The 16,444-nt window shown below is 50.9% G+C and carries 16 protein-coding genes; 6 read left to right on the top strand and 10 right to left on the bottom strand.

The window, feature by feature from the left end; all coding sequences use genetic code 11:
- Nucleotides 1-41 precede the first annotated feature (41 nt).
- On the bottom strand, nt 42-560 hold the full coding sequence (locus B5D63_RS02405) for a 3'-5' exonuclease family protein (RefSeq protein ID WP_078667170.1): 519 nt from the start codon (nt 558-560) through the stop codon (nt 42-44).
- A 454-nt stretch (nt 561-1,014) separates the two neighbouring features.
- On the opposite strand from B5D63_RS02405, the gene B5D63_RS02400 reads away from it, so the two are divergent.
- The 3 genes from B5D63_RS02400 to B5D63_RS02390 are packed head-to-tail and all read left to right on the top strand — an operon-like array spanning nt 1,015 to nt 2,690.
- Nucleotides 1,015-1,431, top strand: a complete 417-nt coding sequence (locus B5D63_RS02400; protein WP_078667169.1) for a LexA family protein — start codon at nt 1,015-1,017, stop codon at nt 1,429-1,431.
- 16 nt (nt 1,432-1,447) lie between these two features.
- Nucleotides 1,448-1,933, top strand: a complete 486-nt coding sequence (locus B5D63_RS02395; RefSeq protein ID WP_143312742.1) for a hypothetical protein — start codon at nt 1,448-1,450, stop codon at nt 1,931-1,933.
- A gap of 4 nt (nt 1,934-1,937) precedes the next feature.
- Nucleotides 1,938-2,690, top strand: a complete 753-nt coding sequence (locus tag B5D63_RS02390; RefSeq protein ID WP_078667167.1) for an SOS response-associated peptidase — start codon at nt 1,938-1,940, stop codon at nt 2,688-2,690.
- Between the two features lie 161 nt (nt 2,691-2,851).
- On the opposite strand, the gene B5D63_RS02385 is transcribed toward B5D63_RS02390, so the two are convergent.
- The 6 genes from B5D63_RS02385 to rhaT all read right to left on the bottom strand — a co-directional run bounded on the left by B5D63_RS02385 (nt 2,852) and on the right by rhaT (nt 11,893).
- On the bottom strand, nt 2,852-4,840 hold the full coding sequence (locus tag B5D63_RS02385; protein WP_078667166.1) for a YncE family protein: 1,989 nt from the start codon (nt 4,838-4,840) through the stop codon (nt 2,852-2,854).
- A gap of 183 nt (nt 4,841-5,023) precedes the next feature.
- Nucleotides 5,024-6,055 carry a winged helix-turn-helix domain-containing protein gene (locus B5D63_RS02380; RefSeq protein ID WP_078667165.1) on the bottom strand — a complete coding sequence of 344 codons (1,032 nt, stop codon included), beginning with the start codon at nt 6,053-6,055 and terminating at the stop codon, nt 5,024-5,026.
- 3 nt (nt 6,056-6,058) lie between these two features.
- On the bottom strand, nt 6,059-7,390 hold the full coding sequence (locus tag B5D63_RS02375) for an FGGY-family carbohydrate kinase (protein ID WP_078667164.1): 1,332 nt from the start codon (nt 7,388-7,390) through the stop codon (nt 6,059-6,061).
- Nucleotides 7,391-7,419: 29 nt separating this feature from the next.
- On the bottom strand, nt 7,420-8,694 hold the full coding sequence (locus tag B5D63_RS02370) for a sugar isomerase (RefSeq protein WP_078667163.1): 1,275 nt from the start codon (nt 8,692-8,694) through the stop codon (nt 7,420-7,422).
- A gap of 14 nt (nt 8,695-8,708) precedes the next feature.
- Complete coding sequence (locus B5D63_RS02365) at nt 8,709-10,829, bottom strand: bifunctional aldolase/short-chain dehydrogenase (RefSeq protein ID WP_078667162.1); 2,121 nt, start codon at nt 10,827-10,829, stop codon at nt 8,709-8,711.
- 8 nt (nt 10,830-10,837) lie between these two features.
- Entirely contained in the window at nt 10,838-11,893 is a 1,056-nt protein-coding gene (gene rhaT / locus B5D63_RS02360; protein WP_078668505.1) for an L-rhamnose/proton symporter RhaT, read from the bottom strand.
- A 643-nt stretch (nt 11,894-12,536) separates the two neighbouring features.
- On the opposite strand from rhaT, the gene B5D63_RS02355 reads away from it, so the two are divergent.
- From B5D63_RS02355 to B5D63_RS02345, 3 genes are read left to right on the top strand one after another with little or no spacing between them, the layout of a single operon-like run.
- Nucleotides 12,537-12,896 (top strand): type II toxin-antitoxin system RelE/ParE family toxin, encoded by a 360-nt coding sequence (locus B5D63_RS02355; protein WP_078667161.1) that lies wholly within the window; start codon nt 12,537-12,539, stop codon nt 12,894-12,896.
- On the top strand, nt 12,877-13,182 hold the full coding sequence (locus tag B5D63_RS02350) for a helix-turn-helix domain-containing protein (protein WP_078667160.1): 306 nt from the start codon (nt 12,877-12,879) through the stop codon (nt 13,180-13,182). The genes B5D63_RS02355 and B5D63_RS02350 overlap by 20 nt, the downstream gene beginning before the upstream one ends.
- Nucleotides 13,183-13,221: 39 nt before the next feature.
- Entirely contained in the window at nt 13,222-14,091 is an 870-nt protein-coding gene (locus tag B5D63_RS02345) for a type II toxin-antitoxin system death-on-curing family toxin (protein ID WP_078667159.1), read from the top strand.
- Between the two features lie 9 nt (nt 14,092-14,100).
- Here B5D63_RS02345 and B5D63_RS02340 read toward each other — a convergent pair whose 3' ends face one another.
- The 3 genes from B5D63_RS02340 to B5D63_RS02330 all read right to left on the bottom strand — a co-directional run bounded on the left by B5D63_RS02340 (nt 14,101) and on the right by B5D63_RS02330 (nt 16,433).
- Nucleotides 14,101-14,679, bottom strand: coding sequence for an RNA polymerase sigma factor (locus tag B5D63_RS02340; protein ID WP_078667158.1), 579 nt, complete (start codon nt 14,677-14,679; stop codon nt 14,101-14,103).
- 96 nt (nt 14,680-14,775) lie between these two features.
- Nucleotides 14,776-15,366, bottom strand: coding sequence for a collagen-like triple helix repeat-containing protein (locus B5D63_RS34535; protein ID WP_143312741.1), 591 nt, complete (start codon nt 15,364-15,366; stop codon nt 14,776-14,778).
- A 38-nt stretch (nt 15,367-15,404) separates the two neighbouring features.
- Entirely contained in the window at nt 15,405-16,433 is a 1,029-nt protein-coding gene (locus B5D63_RS02330; protein ID WP_078667157.1) for a PorP/SprF family type IX secretion system membrane protein, read from the bottom strand.
- Nucleotides 16,434-16,444 lie beyond the last annotated feature (11 nt).

Genomic DNA, 16,444 nt, shown 5'->3' with positions numbered 1-16,444 from the left:
ATAATAAGTAAATCGGGAAATCAAACTTATTTTTTTGTTAATCACCATTTAATTTTCAGGCCATATTCTTTTTTGAGTGCCAGCAGGGCTTCGGCGTTGCCGGTGGCGTCATCTACCGGATGATGGGTATGTTTGGCCCTCCGCAGGTGTTTAAAATTCTGAAAGGTATCCTTCACCAGTCCTTTATAGAGGCTGCCCAGGTTTTGGGAGCTGAACCCGAAAGGGTTGCTGCCGGTGAAATGATGAAAGTACCAGCAGATAAACATCCAGTCAAAGCCGTTGTTGTCGCTGATGAAGATAGGCCTGTCCCGGCAGTTGCTGCGCAGCCAGGCGGCAAAGTCCGACATTACGCTTTTGGGGTCATCGAACTGCAGGGTTTCTTCCCGGGTATGGCCGGACACGGCCAGTGCTTCAGGGATATAATTCTCTGAGATGGGTTTTAGTTTCCCGTAAAACGTGGTGTTCAGGCTTTCTTCCACCAATACGGCGCCGAAAGAGATCATGGAATAATCTCCGGGGATGGGGCCGTCTGATTCTACATCTACCATTATGTAAGCCATAGGTTGATCGTATTAAGTTGTTAACAAATGAGCATCGGGAATATCCTATTATGGTGGCACAATGATGTGGCACACAAAGATATCACCCTGATGCGGGTTATAAAAAATCGACGGAATAAACTGAATGTAAGCGGGAATGATAGCTACGGGCCGGGGCTATGTTGGTTAATCCGGAACTTAAAATGCTGCTCCTCCGTTCAAATTATACACAAATATAGAAAAAATTCCCATGTCCTGTAATTCTGCCGCAGTGGGCCGCGGCCCGCATTCAGGCTAAAAAAAATTATGCTGCGCCTGTTTTAGCGGTCATTTTCCCCATCCGGTTGATTTGCCGGCAGTTAGCGTCCAATGGGCATTAGGTCCTTTGCAAACGATCTGTTAACGGACTTCATAAACTAAATTATTTAGCTTTAATTTGCTAATAATATTAGTATTCATTTAAAGCGATAGTTGTATGGAAGCATTGAAGTGGAGTGAGCCTAACATGACCCTGCCATATTTTGACACCAGCATTTCCGCGGGTCATCCCTCACCTGCCCTGAACGAACAGGAAAACATTGATCTCTCCCGTATTATACCCACTGATGCCCGCAATGCCTTTGTGGTGCGGGTCAAAGGCGACAGCATGAGCGAAGCGCATATCCCGGACGGCTCCCTGGCCGTGGTGGACCGGTCTGTCCGGCCTTCTACAGGCGATATTATTGCAGGTACGCTCAACGGCGAGTTTACCATCAAACGACTGGTAAAGGCGGGACGTAACTGGGTGTTGCATCCGGAGAATCCTTTTCACAAACCGGTGATCATCACGGAAGACGCGGATTTCCAGGTATGGGGTATTGTAACGGCAGTGATTATGGACATGCGTAAATAGTGAAATGACGACTGTTATGCATCATCCGTTAATGATATTGTCTGCGGCGCTTTTATCCGCGCTGCTACAGGAAGGATATGGCTTTTTTGTGCGCCAGTCCTGCGCAGTGGGTCCCTCCCCTGCCGATGCCCATATCCGGGAAGTTTTCCTGATCACGCCGTATAAAGATATTGTCAGCGCCAACGCGCATTTTCAGCATATCCGGTTCGACCGGCGTAAATATATCTACCAGACCAGTCACCCGGAAGAGAAAGAAAAACTGTACCAGGCAGCCGCACAGCCGGCGGGTTATAAAATATATGCTGCGCAGATAGATCCGGAGCGTCAAACACCGGACCCGCAGCTGGTACAACATGTAAAACATTATATCAGCCAGTACACCGCCTGGCCCACAGACCATATCCGGATCGAATACGGGCTGCAATACGGAGAGTTATATCTCTCCCTGAAATATGGAGATGAAGAAATAAAAGTACCTTTACCCGCAATAGAAAGCTATTAAAATAATGTGTTACGATATTGCACTGAATGCCAACCTGCAAAAGATATTGAAGCGGGTACCGCTGCTGCAGACAGGCATCCGCCCGAACTTCGATTTTACAGCCACCTATCATAAAATAGGCATGTCTTTTCCGCAATGGCCTGTTGTTGTGGACAACGACGGCCTGCAGGTGGACCGGTTTACCTGGGGCCCTATCCCCAAACTGCTGGACACCGCTGAAAAAGTAAAACGGCAACGGCAGATGTACCTGAACGCCCGCAGCGAAAAAGTACCGGAAAGCGGCACCATGTGGAACGCCATCCGTCACCAGCGCTGCCTGGTGCCTGTCACCGGTTTCTTCGAATACAGACAGATACCCGGCTGGAAAAACAAAGTGCCTTATTTTATCCATTCCCGTGAGGAAGACATCTTCTTCATCGCAGGATTATGGGCCTACTCCAACTCCTGGGACGTAGATAAACCGGAACGCATTCCCACCTTCACCCTCCTCACCCGGGCCGCCAACCCTGTCATGAAACAGATACATAACGGCGGCGACAATGCCGGCAGAATGCCGCTGATGTTACCGGACGACCTCGCAATGCAATGGGTTAAAAAAGATCTAACGGAAACAGATATACGTAATATCATTCAGCATGAATATCCGGCAGAACAGTTGGAATACTGGCCGGTCAATTCCGTCCGGAAAGCAAAGCCCGACGATGAATCTGTCATAGCAAGGGTTCAATATGAAAATTTACCGGCCGTTGAGTTTTGATTTACGGATTTTGGAATTTTTTGATTTTGAGATTTAAAATGCAGCGGAGATCAGCATTGTTTTAACATACTATGATCTTCGTGAATAAATTCCAAAATCAAAAAACCTCAAAATCCGTAAATCCAATAAAAAAATACCCAAATAGCCAAATAACCCAATGGTCACGGCGCCAGACAGAAAGCAATAGATGCCGAAGCATCATACTGGCTTTGACGCCCCACACCATTAATCACTGTTGACGCCACATACAGCGACTCCGCAAATGCTGCTACGCCCGGGCAGGCGCCCAGCATATCCGCCACACTTTTGGTGAAAGTTTCTGTGTGCGATGTAGCGGGGAACAATGCGCCGGAAGCACCGAAATAGCCGTGCGCGCCCTTGATGATACCAAAAGACCAGGTAGCAAAACCCTGCGGGTGCGAAGCAGTCCAGTGTAGCTTCACGATATCCGCCGTATTGGTGTATTTCAGGTAACCGCAATTCGGATCGGCCGGCGTAATATTCAACAGCGGCATGTCCATACTGGCCACACACTGATCATTATTTACCAGCAACGCATTACTCATGGAAGACAGCAGCACGTGCGCGGAGTTGTAAAACTCCAGCCGGAGCGTATGTGCGCCACTGGGAACAGACAGGCTGTTGAGCAAACAACCCAGATCGGTATTGTAATACACAAACGCAGGGTTATGCACATTATAAAAGCCGTTGACATCAGGCTTTTGCAGCTCTATGATATCGTAATGCCCGTTCACCGGGTTAAGGCGGAGATCATTCCAGGAGTCGAACCGCGGGCTGCCATCTATCAGCACTTTGTAATAGCGTACGCTGTTATTCCAGGCGTTGTAATGATCGATATTTACCGGCAATGTTCCTCCAAAAGGAGAATCTTTCGGGAATTGGAACGGGTAAGCAGGTTGAGAGGTGGTATCGGCCTTTCCTGCGGCGGTAATGAGGTTCCAGGGAACGTAACCGATGCCTTTGTACAACCAGTTGCCCGTAGTGGCGGTGAGGGTGTATTGATCCACTTCATCATTGCAGCACACGCAGTAATTACCGGGCTGTATCACTGCAATGCTGGAAGGCCTCGCGGCCGTACCGCCGATGAACACGTTTGTATTCCCGACGGTTTTGGTGACATCTACAGCGGTGATACGGTTGGCAGGGTCGCGTTCTGCCACCAGTAGCCTGCTTTCGGTGTTGTCGGCCCAGGTCAGGAAGAAGGGGGCGGTTAAACCGCCGGCGATGAGTGTTTTGGCGCGGGTAGCCAGTGTGATGCGGCTAACACCGGCAAGGCCCTGTTCTGTGACGTAGGCGGTGGAGAGATCAGCGGTAAGCGTTACACCTACTGCGAACTGCAAACCGCTGAATATCACGGTTTTGGCGCCGGTATTCAAATCTACGCGCACAAGGTTGCCGGGGTTGGCATATTCCACCACATAGGCCTGCATATGCGCCTCATCCAGCCACAGCTGCTGTGGCGCATTCAGCCCGGAACACACTACCGTGGCAGACGCGCGGTTGGCCGCCGCCAGGCTCACTCTTAACACATTACCGGTACGTTCGGTCACATAGGCTGTTTGTTCATTGGCCGTTACCGCAATATCTTCCGGCTGGTTATAACCGCTGCCGATACGTTTGTAGATAGGATTCAGCTTGTAGGTTACCCACTGTACTTTAAGATTGTAGCCGTAAGCGATCACTTTTAATTTACAATAGTTGCCTTCTTTGGTTTTCACGCAAAAGACATCACCGTTGACTAACTTATTGGAAGCGTCGTTATTTCCGATAATGGGCGTACTGGTGTAGGTGTAAGACTGCAGGGAAGCTGCTGTCACGAGGTTAAAATCCGTTATGCCGAGATTGACGATACGGGCGCTGCCTTGCGGCACCATCTGCCTTTTAACGCTGTCAATCTGTTCCCACCAGATATCAGCAGGACCGCCCATGGGAACATTGGCGCCGGTTTCACAATCAAACGACCAGGTGCCCTTAATGTCGACAGTGCCCTGGGATACCACCGTAGCGGCGGCAGGAGAAAGATCAATAGTGGAAATGAAACCGCCGTATTCGACGAAGATAAGCTGGTTCCTGTTTTTCAGGTAGCGCGAACCGATAGCGCCGGCCAGACTTGCTGCTAACTTTTTCATGATGTTGGGGTTTAAGCACAACGAGGTATTGCACAGGCATACCTTGTAGTTTTGGGGTTTTGGGGTAAAGTGAACTGTATGCGTTTTCCGGAAACGGTGATACAAAATTACAGCTTCGGCAACATAAAAAGCGTTCTGTAAATACGCATTCTTCGATTACGTATATACACGCAAACCATAATATCAGAGAGAAGCCCTTAAACGGAGCCGGAAAGGCACTTCCATATGTGCTACCGAACGTTCGAGCACCAGCTGGGCGGCCAGTTCACCCATCTTCTGAAAATCAGTGGAGATCGTAGTGATACCATTCAGGATGATTCTTTTCAGGGGTGTTTCATTGTACGAAATAACACCTACCTGTTCCCCTACGGTCAACGATAAAGCATTGATCCTCTCTATCAGTTTCACCAGGTCGTCTTCCATCAGTGTAATATATACCTCGCCTGTATCGATCGGCTCATCTGCCGCATCATGCAGGATCTTGTAGGAGAACGCATAATCCTGGCAAAAGCGGGTGAATCCGGTCAGCAATTCGGACGGAATATAGCAGTCATCCGGGAAGATGATCTTCAGCGTGTGGTATTTACTTAACGCCGGACGCGCCTCCCGCAGGGCGTTGTAGATATCTTCTTCAAAATTTTCATACACCGCGCCAAAATCACCCGTAATGCCATCTACTTTTTTATCCAGGATCACCAGTTTGTCTTTCGGTAAAGTGTTGATGATCGCGTTTGCCTTCTCCCCTCTTTCTGTAAAATGAGGGATGATAACGTAGTAGGAATAATCTTCCCGTTTGTTGGTCAGCAGTTTTTTAAACAGCGCATAGTCATTGTTGTAGATATAAAAATCCACCGCCACCTGGTTGCCCAGCGCCGCCATGAACGCGTCGTACACGATTTTTTTGTGCGCGCTCAGTTTATTAAAAAGCAGGAAGATACGCGGGATGGCCGGCACTTCACTGTCCGGGATAAAATAACCTTTGCCAGGCACGGACCCCAGCACGCCGGCTTTCTTAAGATAACGGTATCCTTTCTCCGCCGTATCGCGCGAGATGTCGAGTTCAAAACTCAGTTCATTGATGGAGGGCAACACATCCGCCGGTTTGATCTGTCCGTTCTCCAGCCCTTTCAGGATAGAGTTCGCCAGCTGCAGGTACTTCGGTGTAGCCGAGTATTCATCTATCACGATCAGGTCTATCAGTCTTGGTACTTTCATATCTTAAAAAGTTGCGGCGTAGCGTTTCAGTTGCACCAGGTGACCGGGCACCGGTCCGGCATTCCAGCTGTTGTGTATCACCAGTGCGGCGCCTGTTGCGGAGGCCTGTGATACCGTGGCGGCATATACTTCCATGTCCGGGAATACCCTGGCCAGCAGGTGCATGTAGATGTTGTTACGGGCAAAGCCGCCATCTACGAACAACCGCCCTATCGTTGTCTGGCCCAGCACCAGCCGGGTGGCATGGTACTGTTGTTTCACCAGCATCATCACCAGGTGATGATAAGCGGCGCTGCTGTTTTCATAGCGCGACATCTCCAAAATACTAAATTCCGGCGAGGATACTAACTGTCCGGTTACCTGCGGATCGTAAGGCAGTTCTTTAAAATGCCGCGGATCTTCTCTGAAAAATGCGGCGATCTGTTGTACCGCGGTGTCATGTGCATGCCCGGCAAACAAACGCGACGACTTCACCGGGCGGCCGTCATAACGGAGATAACAGAGACAGTCCTGCTGCAACTCTTCTGAGGTAAGCGGTTCGTGGTTAAACGGGTTCATGCTGATGCACCAGGTACCGGTAGACAGTAATACAAAAGGCTCGCGGAACTGCAGCAGGTAAGGCAGCAGGGCGGCGGAGCTGTCGTGTATGCCTATGCCCACCCGTATGGCTTTATCATTGAGCTGCACAGGCGTAGTGTGATCTGTGGGCGTTATCGGCGGTAACTTGTCGAGCCATCCTTCCAGGCTTACCCATGGATGGTACTGTTGCCTGGTAAAGTCCCAGAGGCCGGTATGGCAACCGATACTGGTCATCTCCGAAAACGGCGCACAGGAAAACAGGTAACTGAGAAACTGGGGCAGATGCAGTACATAACGGGTACGGCTATACAGCGATGGCTGCTGGTGTTTTACGCGATAGAGCTGTAAACCTGCATTCAGGCTGCCGAGGGCTGGTGAGGCCGTCTGGTGGGAGAACTGTTCCCTGCCGCCAAAAGAGTTATAGAAGCGGGTCAACAGCGCTTCCGGGTATGGTTTCAGGTAATTATACAGCGGGCCGGCGGGCGCGCCGTTTTCATCGATATATACAAGACTGGCGCCATAGGCGGATATGTTAACGGCTTTTATTTCAAACTCCTTCATCGCCAGCACGGCGGCCAGCTGTTGACGCATATTATTTACCAGGAGCGGCAGGTCTTCGCAGGGGTCGCCGGTATCGTCGGTGGTCTCCTGCATAGAGGTTTGCTGTTCAAAGACAATATGGTATTGTTCATTGAGCAGCAACAGTTTTTTATTCGTTTTGCCTATATCGAAAACAGCTATAACGGGAACGGGCATGTGGAATTTATTTAGGCGGCGGGCTGTGATTACAGCCCGGTAGCGATAGTAGTTTTACCTCTTTCACCGACCAGCTGATCGCGTACCTTTTCTTTTCTGAAAACCGCCAGCGGGTCCAGCGCGCCGCCGGCGCGGAGGCGGGCTTCTGCGATGAGCGGACGCACGTCCGTACGGAAGGCGTGTTGCAGGATTTCCTGCGCCTGTACGGTATCGTTGTTGTTTTGCGCAGCCGTCAGCCGCGAGCGGTCCACCAGCAGCGCTTGTGCATAAGCGATGCGGATGGCCTCCACGGACTGTAGCAGGTCTTCCAGCGGATCTTTCACATTATGGCTGGCATCGATCATCCAGCCCATGTCTGTGGCGTGTTCCATGTGGCGGGCGTCCATGCCGTCTATCAGTTCATTGAAGATGAGAAACAGCTGATAAGGGCGGATACAGCCGACGGTGAGATCGTCGTCGCCGTATTTGGAATCGTTGAAATGGAAGCCGCCCAGTTTGCCTTCGCGGAGCAACAGCGCCACGATCTGTTCGATGTTGGCATTAGGCAGGTGATGTCCCAGGTCCACGAGGGTAAAGGCTTTGGGTCCCAGCTTGGAAGTATACAGCAGTGACTGGCCCCAGTCGCCCACGGTGGTGGAATAAAAGTTAGGTTCAAAGGCTTTGTATTCGATGAACAGTTTCCAGTCATCCGGTAATGCCTGATAAATTTCGCCAAAGCTTTCCAGTGCGTGGTCGAAAGCGTGGCGGAAATTCAGCTGTCCGGGGAAGCAGGAGCCGTCGCTCAGCCAGATGGTGAGTGCCTTAGCGCCCAGTTCGCGGCCATAGTGCATTACTTCCAGGTTGTGCGCTATCGCCTGTTGACGTGTAGCCTTGTCCGTATGGGCGAGAGAGCCGAATTTGTAGCTGTGTTGCTGTCCGGGCTGGTCCTGGAAGGTGTTGGAGTTCATGGCATCGAACTGCAGTCCCAGCTGGGAGGCTACGGTGCGTATGTGTGCCGCGTTGGAGGGGATGTCCCAGGGGATGTGCAGGGATACCGCGCCGCTGCCGCGGTTGAGCGCATGCAGGAGGCCGATGTCTTCCAGTTTTTCTTCCAGCGAGCGGGGTTCTCCGCCGCCGGGGAAGCGGCCGAAGCGGGTACCGCCGGTCCCCAGCGCCCAGCTGGGGATGGCCACCTGGAAAGCGGTCAGTTGACCGATAATTTCTTCCGTATGTGGTATTTCCTGCCTGAGAAATTGAAGCCTGCGTTGGTGCGCCGCCGTGAGGGGCTCGTTACAGGCGGTGATCCGATGTTGGTCTATCTGCATACAAACGGTTTTTGTTATCTGACAAAAGCGGCGGCGATACCGCCGTCTACGTTGAGTACATTGCCGGTGGATTTGTGGAGGAGACCTCCCGCCAGGGCGAAGCAGGCGTTGGCGATATCTTCCGGCAGGATGATTTCATTCAGCAGGGTGCGTTTGGCATAGAAAGCGGGTAGTTCAGCGACCGTGATGCCATATGCTTTGGCGCGGCCTTCCGCCCAGGCGCCTTCCCATATTTTACTATCGGAGATGACCGCATCCGGGTTGACAACGTTGACGCGTATACGGTCTTTTCCCAGTTCAGCCGCATTGAGCCTGCTAAGGTGCAGTTGTGCTGCTTTCGCCGAGCCATAGGCGGCGTTATCCGGGCCGCTCATCAGGGCGTTTTTGCTGACGATATTAATGACGTCGCCGCCGAGCTGTTGTTTTCTCATCACTTCCACGCCTGCCTGGGTGACGAGGAACTGACCTTTCACGAGCACGTCGTAGAGCAGGTCCCAGTCAGCCTCCGTATGGGCTTCCAGCGGTTTTGAGATAGAGAGGCCGGCGCAGTTCACGATCAGGTCTACCCCACCGAAGCTGAGGGCTGCCTGTGCGAAAGCCTGCCGGATGGTGGCCGGGCGGGTCACATCGAGCAGTGCGGCCGCAAACGCATCTTTGCCGACCTGCTGTTCAAACTCCCTGCCGGCGTTCTGCAGGCGGGTTTCGTCGTTATCGCTGATCACCACCACGGCGCCTTCTGCTACGAACTTGCGGGCGATGGCTTTGCCGATGCCGCCGGCGCTGCCGGTCACCAGTGCTACACGGCCGCTGAGCGCTTTAGGCTCCGGCATCCGTTGCAGTTTGGCTTCTTCCAGCAACCAGTATTCTATGTTGAAAGCTTCCTGCCTTGGTAACGAAATATACTCAGAAATTGCTTCAGATCCACGCATTACATGGATGGCGTTGATATAAAATTCAGCGGCCACGCGGGCTGTCTGTTTGTCTTTGGCGAAGGTGAACATGCCCACGCCGGGCCACAGTATCACTACCGGGTTGGGGTCGCGCATGGCTGGGCTGTTATCGTGTCTGCACTGCCGGTAATATTCCGCGTACATGCGACGATAGGCTTCAAACAGGGGGGCGATCCTGTTCTTTATCGCCGGCAGATCGTGCAGGTCTTCTTCCGGGGCGAGGTCTAGCACCAGCGGGGATATTTTCGTCCGCAGGAAGTGGTCCGGGCAACTGGTGCCCATGGGCGCCAGGCGGTGCAGGTCTTTGGCGTTAATGAATTCCATCACTTCCGGTGCGTCTGTAAAATGCCCGACCATCGACTGACAGGAGGAGGCGAAGCCCCTCAGTACCGGCGCCAGTGCCGCTGCCTGGCTGCGGCGTTGTTCCGCCGGCAGTTCCGGTATGACCCTGCCGCCGAATACGGCAGGCTGCTGCGCTACTTTCGCATCGATGTAATCCGCCGCTTTGTCGATCACCTCCAGCGTGTTCAGGTAACATTCATATGCAGTATCTCCCCAGGTAAAGAGGCCGTGAGAGGCGAGGATGATGCCCCGGATGCCCGGGTTGTTGTGCAGGCATTTCCGTAGCTGCAGTCCCAGGTCGAAGCCGGGGCGCTGCCAGGGTACCCATCCGATGGAACCGCCAAACAGCTCCTGTGTGATCTGTTGTCCGTTTTTCGCGGCAGCGATCGCGATCACCGCATCCGGATGCAGGTGGTCTATATGTTTGAAGGGCAGGAAAGCGTGCAGCGGGGTATCGATGGATGGAGGCCGGGAGGCAGGATCATACAAACAGAGGTTGAACAGCGCCACCATCTCATCTTCAAAGGCGATGCCGCGGTATACGTTCTCCAGCTTGCGGAGGCGGTCAGTATATAACGCTGCGAGGCCGTTGCGTTTCAGGGTGCCGAGGTCACCGCCGGAGCCCTTTACCCACATGACTTCCGTTTCGCTGCCGGTGAGCGGGTCCGGCACGACGGCTTTACAGGAAGTATTACCGCCGCCGTAGTTGGTAAGGCGCAGATCGGCGCCCAGCAGATTGGAGCGGTATATCAGCAGCGCTACTTCATCGCCGGCCATAGCCGCCGCCGTAGCGTCATCCCATAAATAGCTGACATTTTTAAACTGTGTTCTTTCCAGCGACATACAAATATTTATTTAAGAGAATTTCCGTAACCAACGATTAATACAGAAAGGAGAATAGTAAGATTTCCGGCGATGATGGTGGCTTTGGCCTTTGTGCTGACGCCCTTCCACTCTTTCAGTGCCAGTCCCCACAGGTTAGCGATCAGGATGATAAAAGCCATGTGCAGTATCCAGGAGCTGGCGCCATTGCCCAGTTTGCTTTCGCCCATGCCGTAAAAGAAAAACTGCAGGAACCACGTTACACCGGCCAGCGCTGAGAAGAAATAGTTGGCGGCCAGCGGGGTCTGTTTGTTCGTATAGTCTCTGTAAGAGCGGTTGCGCAGGTTCAGCAGCACACACCATATCAGGTTGGTGGTGAGGCCGCCCCAGAGTAGCACCACATAGGTAACGTTGTTCTGGTACAAAGGTTCAAGTCCGCGCGCTACCGCCATTTCCGCCATACTTTTCCCTGCTTCTATGCCGTATACAAAACAGGAGCTGAGAATGCCCGAGATAACGCCCACTATCAGCCCTTTTATCACGTTGAACTCCGCCACCGCTTTTTTCTTTTCTTCTTCCGGCAATTCCTTTTCCTTCATCATGCCCGCCTTACCGCAGATGCAGATGCCTGCGAGACATACCAGCATACCAGCCAGCACTACCTGTCCCCAGCTGCTGCCGATCATATCCGATAAGGATGTTTTCCCCGCCGCAGGCACCATGTTGTAATACACCGCCGGCACCAGTGCGCCGAACAGCGAACAGCAGCCCAGCATCACCGAATTCCCGAGCGACATGCCAAGGTAACGGATACCCAGTCCGTAGGTAAGGCCGCCGATGCCCCAGAGGAGCCCGAAGACGTAGGTGGCTCCCAGGGTGCTCCAGGACGCCTGCGCAATCAGTTCAGCGAACCCCGGCAGGGTAAGCCATGCCGCCAACGGGGGTACGATCAGCCAGGAGAACAGCCCGCCGGCGAGCCAGTACGATTCCCATTGCCAGCCTTTTACTTTCTTGAAGGGCATGTAGAAGCTGCCCGAGGCGAAGCCGCCTATGAAGTGGAATATAATACCTGCGATTACAGCCATGTGGAATTTTTGTATCTGTTTTTTACTAAAGTAGATAAAACAGCGGGCCGGGCTGTCATGCACTGTTATGGGGAGGTACAAATTCTTTGTGGTGGTACACTACAGGCTTCTGCACGATACTGTAATTCTCAAAAAAATGCCCCCGGAGAATCACCGGGATCGAATTTCGATCATTTACAAGTGATTAACATTTCGGGAAATAGAATGGTGGATATTACGGGCAGTTCATCAAAACAATTTAACATGAAATTCAGTATTCCGCGACCAATTCAACTACGCCAGGAGCTATGCGTATGTCAGGCTTTTTTGAAAAAGATCCGCAATCTATTTTATCGACCAAGTTTATACCTCCCAGGCTGGGAAGTGATGAAATTGCAGGACACGTTATGGTAAGATTTAAATCGTTATCCTATGTCAGAAAATACCTGTCATTCGCTCAATCACCATTATATTAAGAAAACACAAAGGTCTTCAATAAACACTGTGGTACCCTGAACTCCTTAAGGCACGAAATAAACCCCAGCATCCGTAAAAAATTAATTTCAAAATAAAATAAAAAATATTTATAAAAAACTAAAATACAATAAAATAAATATTATTAAACAAAAAAAGTTGCCCTTTAGGAAAACTTTTAATATTTTACATGAAGACAAATAAATATAGACCTGTTACATTCTACAAAAACTATTTTGAAGACTTTATTACGAAGCAACAGGACAAGGTGCAGAACAAAATATTGTGGACCTTGCAGCTGCTGGAACATCAAAAAAGAGTTCCGGAAACATATCTAAAACACATTGAAGGCACAAATGGACTTTATGAAATTCGCATTCATTATTACAGTGATTACTACCGCATCTTTTGCTTTTGCTTTTTCGATGAAGGACAGCTCATAGTCTTAGTTAACGGCTTTCAAAAAAAGTCTCCCCAAACACCTAAACAGGAAATAATCAAAGCATTGAAGATTAAAAAAGAATATGAATATGAAAAACAAAAAAAATAATCTCACGACGCTCGATCAATTCATGGATAAACACTACGGCAAACGCGGAACTCCAAAGAGGGATGAATTCGATGCCGGTTATGAAATCTTTAAAATAGGAGCATTGTTGCATGAAGCGCGATTAGCAAAAGGATTAACGCAGGAGGAGCTGGCGGATAAAGTCGGGACTACCAAATCGTACATTTCTAAAATCGAAAATGATGTGAAGGAGGTCCGGCTTTCAACATTACAAAAAATCGTCACAATAGGTCTGGGTGGTCAAGTACAATTATCCATCAGGCTCTGATAGCATCCATTATTACCAGAATATCCAACTCCACTATTGATGTTCAACATAGTTACCCAAAATTCTTCTCTTCGCCATCCAATAACAGATCACCAGGTTGCCATTACTGCAACACTCCATGAAGGCGTTATTTGGCTCGACATACCTCAAATAGCAGCACTTCTTGAACTAACGGAGGAAGAAATCCGTCTTCACATCGAAAAACTTTACCTGGAAGGGGAAGCCGAAGAAGCATCTACCAACAATGGCACCGATAGCTATGCACTGGAAATAGCCATTGCCATTGCCTACCGCATTTCCTCCAAACGCTGCATACAGTTCCGGTCCTGGGTCAGCAAAACCCTCAACGCCCAGCTGTTACCAGCAGCCCCGGCCATGCCTACCGATGAGACAGCGGCCTTGCAGCAGGTGCTGACCGATTATGCCTATGCGTTAGACATTCTTGATCAGTACGACCACCAGCGGCTACAGATCACCGGCACTACGGCGGACAATCTTTTCCACATTACCTATCCGGCTGCCATGGCTGCTATCCACGGACTGAAAGACAAGTTCGGAGGCAGCAGCCTCTTTGGCAACGAAAAAGACGATTCCTTCCGCAGTTCCCTGGCGGTAATTTACCAGACGTTCGACGGCATAACATTATACCCCGGCGTAGAAGAAAAAGCAGCGCACCTGTTATACTTTGTGGTCAAAAACCATTCGTTTTCAGATGGCAACAAGCGTATCGCTGCTTTTCTGTTTGTCTGGTTTATGGGGAAAAATAATTTGCTCTACCGGAAAGACGGGTCCAAACGTATCGCGGACAACGCACTCGTAGCCATGACACTGATGATTGCTGAAAGTAAAGCAGATGAAATGGACATGATGATTAAAGTAGTGGTTAACCTTATCAATGCAGCGAATTGATACCGGATATCAAACCCCTTCTACCAACATCTGTTTCCGCAGGTTCATGATCGCGTAACGTACCCTGCCCAACGCCGTATTGATACTGATACCAATTGTCTGGGCCATCTCTTTGTAACTCAGGTCTGCATAATACCGTAAAATCACGGCTTCGCGCTGTACCGGCGGCAGCTGGTCCAGCATAGCGCCGATTTCCTGGTTGGTTTCATGCGTGATCAGGTGATGCTCGGCACTGTGTTCCATCAGGTCCAGGCTGTCTCCCATCTCATCATTATAGGGAGCTACCATCGTTTTACCCCAGGCGCTGGCTTTACGGAAGTGGCTGATACAGCAGTTGTGGGCAATCCGCACCGCCCAGGCGAGGAAACGGTTATTGTCAGCATATTGCCCGCTATGCAGGGCATTGACAATCTTGATAAATACTTCCTGAAAAATATCTTCTGCCAGATCGCGGTTGCGTACCAGCAGCACGATAGTGGTATATAATCTGTTTTTATGACGATGTACCAGCGTGGTGAACGCGTGGTTATCGCCATCTACGTACAGGCGAATCAACTCGTGGTCGGTAAAATCAGAATACTTGTTCATACACAGGTTTCAAGCGTTAAAAAATAGGTTCAGGAAACGGTCTCCCTCGACAGGGAGACCATAGTTTCTATATGCTGGAGGCTATGAGTAAATAACCTAGTCTTGCAGGTTCAGCGCTTGCCGAACCTGGCTATAATTTTTCCAGTCCAGACTGCCGGAGGAGCGGGCAGATACGCCACCCGGCACAATCACGTAACGGTATTGATAACGTTTACCAGCCGTAGTCGTCTGGGTACTGGGATTACCATTAGAAATAAGATTGATGGATTTGGACGCTGCCACATAACGGATCAGTGTTCCAAACTCATCGGTGTAAGGCAACAGCACGATACTCTGCTGAGATGCCGTCCCGAGGTTGATATACACATTCACCAATGCATTGGCCAATACGGCAGAATCCAGTTTAGGCGCATTGATTGCGGCAGCATATAATACCGTATCTACCGTGCCATCAGGATTGGTCACTGTCTGCGCTCCCTGAAAACGAACATCCAACCAGCCGGAATAAATAACATTGGCAGAACCCGGGTCCCCCGGATCACCTTTGGGACCCTGCGGACCCTGTGCGCCATTGGAACCATTAGGACCGGCAGGACCCTGCGGACCATCTTTGGAGCAGGACATGAAGCAAACTACAACAGAAAGAATAAGTGCATAGGGCATGCAGCGCAATACTTGTTTCATCATTACAATTTGGATTTAAGTGTTTATTTTGATTGATGTTTCTACCATACATTCCGTGGACAGGTGTCCCCGTATTTGTTACCCAACAGGAAACCGATCATGATCTCATGCGATCCCTTGCTGACAGTATTTAGTGTCGACGCCGTATAGTCGTAAGAGTAACCGATATTGAAAGTAGAGTTGATGTTCACCCCAAACATGCCCGCCACCCCGTCATGCAGGCGATATGAGGCCCCTGCCCAGAAACGGTCGCGGAACATCATGCGCGCATTAACATCCACGCTCACCGGCATAGCCGTGATAAACTTCACCATAACAGAAGGCAGCACATTAATATCATCGTTGATCCATAAGCGGTAGCCCGTCGTAAAAAAGAGGTGTGGCACCAGCTTTCCCTGGTACAGGCTATCGCCGGCCAGCTTACCGTTATCAAAACCGATTTTCTGCGGGATGATATTCTGTGCAGAAGCCCCGGCAAAAAAATCAGCGGCATACAGCCACAGACCTGCGCCGATGTCCGGCCGCCAGCGGTTCAGGATGCCCGTACCGTTGATGGCGGGGTCATTGGGGTCCAGGAAACCTACCTTGCCTGCATCCAGGCTCACCTGTTGCATACCGAGCGACAACCCCGCACTGAGGCTCATCGTGGGCGTCAAGTTGATATGATGCGCATAGGCAGCGCTAATGGCGAAGCGGTTCAGCGGGCCGGCTTTGTCATTCAGAATGGTCAGGCCGGCGCCGGGGTGCGGCGGAGGCGTCGTATAGTCGCGCCAGTAAGCTTTGCCCCGCGGATTTTCTCCCGGCATCTCAAAGCCTGTAGGCGAAGCACTGCTGTAATCCGATTTGCGCAACGGCCCGTGCACCGTCAGATAGGTGGTCACCGGCGCACCATTCAATCCCGCCCACTGATGCCGGTGGCTCAGGCGCAGGTCCCAGTAGTTTTCTATTCCTGCCACAGCAGGATTGATGATGAAAGGATTCATGATATACTGTGTGTAGTGCGGCTGCTGCTGCGCCTGCGCCCACATCGCCATCAATCCTATCAGACCAGTTAACACAAACTTTTTCATGACTCAATGTT

The organism is Chitinophaga eiseniae, assembly GCF_900167135.1.
Classification (GTDB): Bacteria; Bacteroidota; Bacteroidia; order Chitinophagales; family Chitinophagaceae; genus Chitinophaga; species Chitinophaga eiseniae.
Note: the sequence above shows the minus strand (reverse complement) of the source record. Positions and strands in the feature narration are given on the sequence as shown.

What these genes read in the sequence shown, in the direction of transcription:
- B5D63_RS02405 (WP_078667170.1), bottom strand. Translation starts at nt 560, where the DNA reads ATGGCTTACATAATGGTAGATGTAGAATCAGACGGCCCCATCCCCGGA.
- B5D63_RS02400 (WP_078667169.1), top strand. Translation starts at nt 1,015, where the DNA reads ATGGAAGCATTGAAGTGGAGTGAGCCTAACATGACCCTGCCATATTTT.
- B5D63_RS02395 (WP_143312742.1), top strand. Translation starts at nt 1,448, where the DNA reads ATGCATCATCCGTTAATGATATTGTCTGCGGCGCTTTTATCCGCGCTG.
- B5D63_RS02390 (WP_078667167.1), top strand. Translation starts at nt 1,938, where the DNA reads ATGTGTTACGATATTGCACTGAATGCCAACCTGCAAAAGATATTGAAG.
- B5D63_RS02385 (WP_078667166.1), bottom strand. Translation starts at nt 4,840, where the DNA reads ATGAAAAAGTTAGCAGCAAGTCTGGCCGGCGCTATCGGTTCGCGCTAC.
- B5D63_RS02380 (WP_078667165.1), bottom strand. Translation starts at nt 6,055, where the DNA reads ATGAAAGTACCAAGACTGATAGACCTGATCGTGATAGATGAATACTCG.
- B5D63_RS02375 (WP_078667164.1), bottom strand. Translation starts at nt 7,390, where the DNA reads ATGCCCGTTCCCGTTATAGCTGTTTTCGATATAGGCAAAACGAATAAA.
- B5D63_RS02370 (WP_078667163.1), bottom strand. Translation starts at nt 8,694, where the DNA reads ATGCAGATAGACCAACATCGGATCACCGCCTGTAACGAGCCCCTCACG.
- B5D63_RS02365 (WP_078667162.1), bottom strand. Translation starts at nt 10,829, where the DNA reads ATGTCGCTGGAAAGAACACAGTTTAAAAATGTCAGCTATTTATGGGAT.
- rhaT (WP_078668505.1), bottom strand. Translation starts at nt 11,893, where the DNA reads ATGGCTGTAATCGCAGGTATTATATTCCACTTCATAGGCGGCTTCGCC.
- B5D63_RS02355 (WP_078667161.1), top strand. Translation starts at nt 12,537, where the DNA reads ATGAAGACAAATAAATATAGACCTGTTACATTCTACAAAAACTATTTT.
- B5D63_RS02350 (WP_078667160.1), top strand. Translation starts at nt 12,877, where the DNA reads ATGAAAAACAAAAAAAATAATCTCACGACGCTCGATCAATTCATGGAT.
- B5D63_RS02345 (WP_078667159.1), top strand. Translation starts at nt 13,222, where the DNA reads ATGTTCAACATAGTTACCCAAAATTCTTCTCTTCGCCATCCAATAACA.
- B5D63_RS02340 (WP_078667158.1), bottom strand. Translation starts at nt 14,679, where the DNA reads ATGAACAAGTATTCTGATTTTACCGACCACGAGTTGATTCGCCTGTAC.
- B5D63_RS34535 (WP_143312741.1), bottom strand. Translation starts at nt 15,366, where the DNA reads ATGATGAAACAAGTATTGCGCTGCATGCCCTATGCACTTATTCTTTCT.
- B5D63_RS02330 (WP_078667157.1), bottom strand. Translation starts at nt 16,433, where the DNA reads ATGAAAAAGTTTGTGTTAACTGGTCTGATAGGATTGATGGCGATGTGG.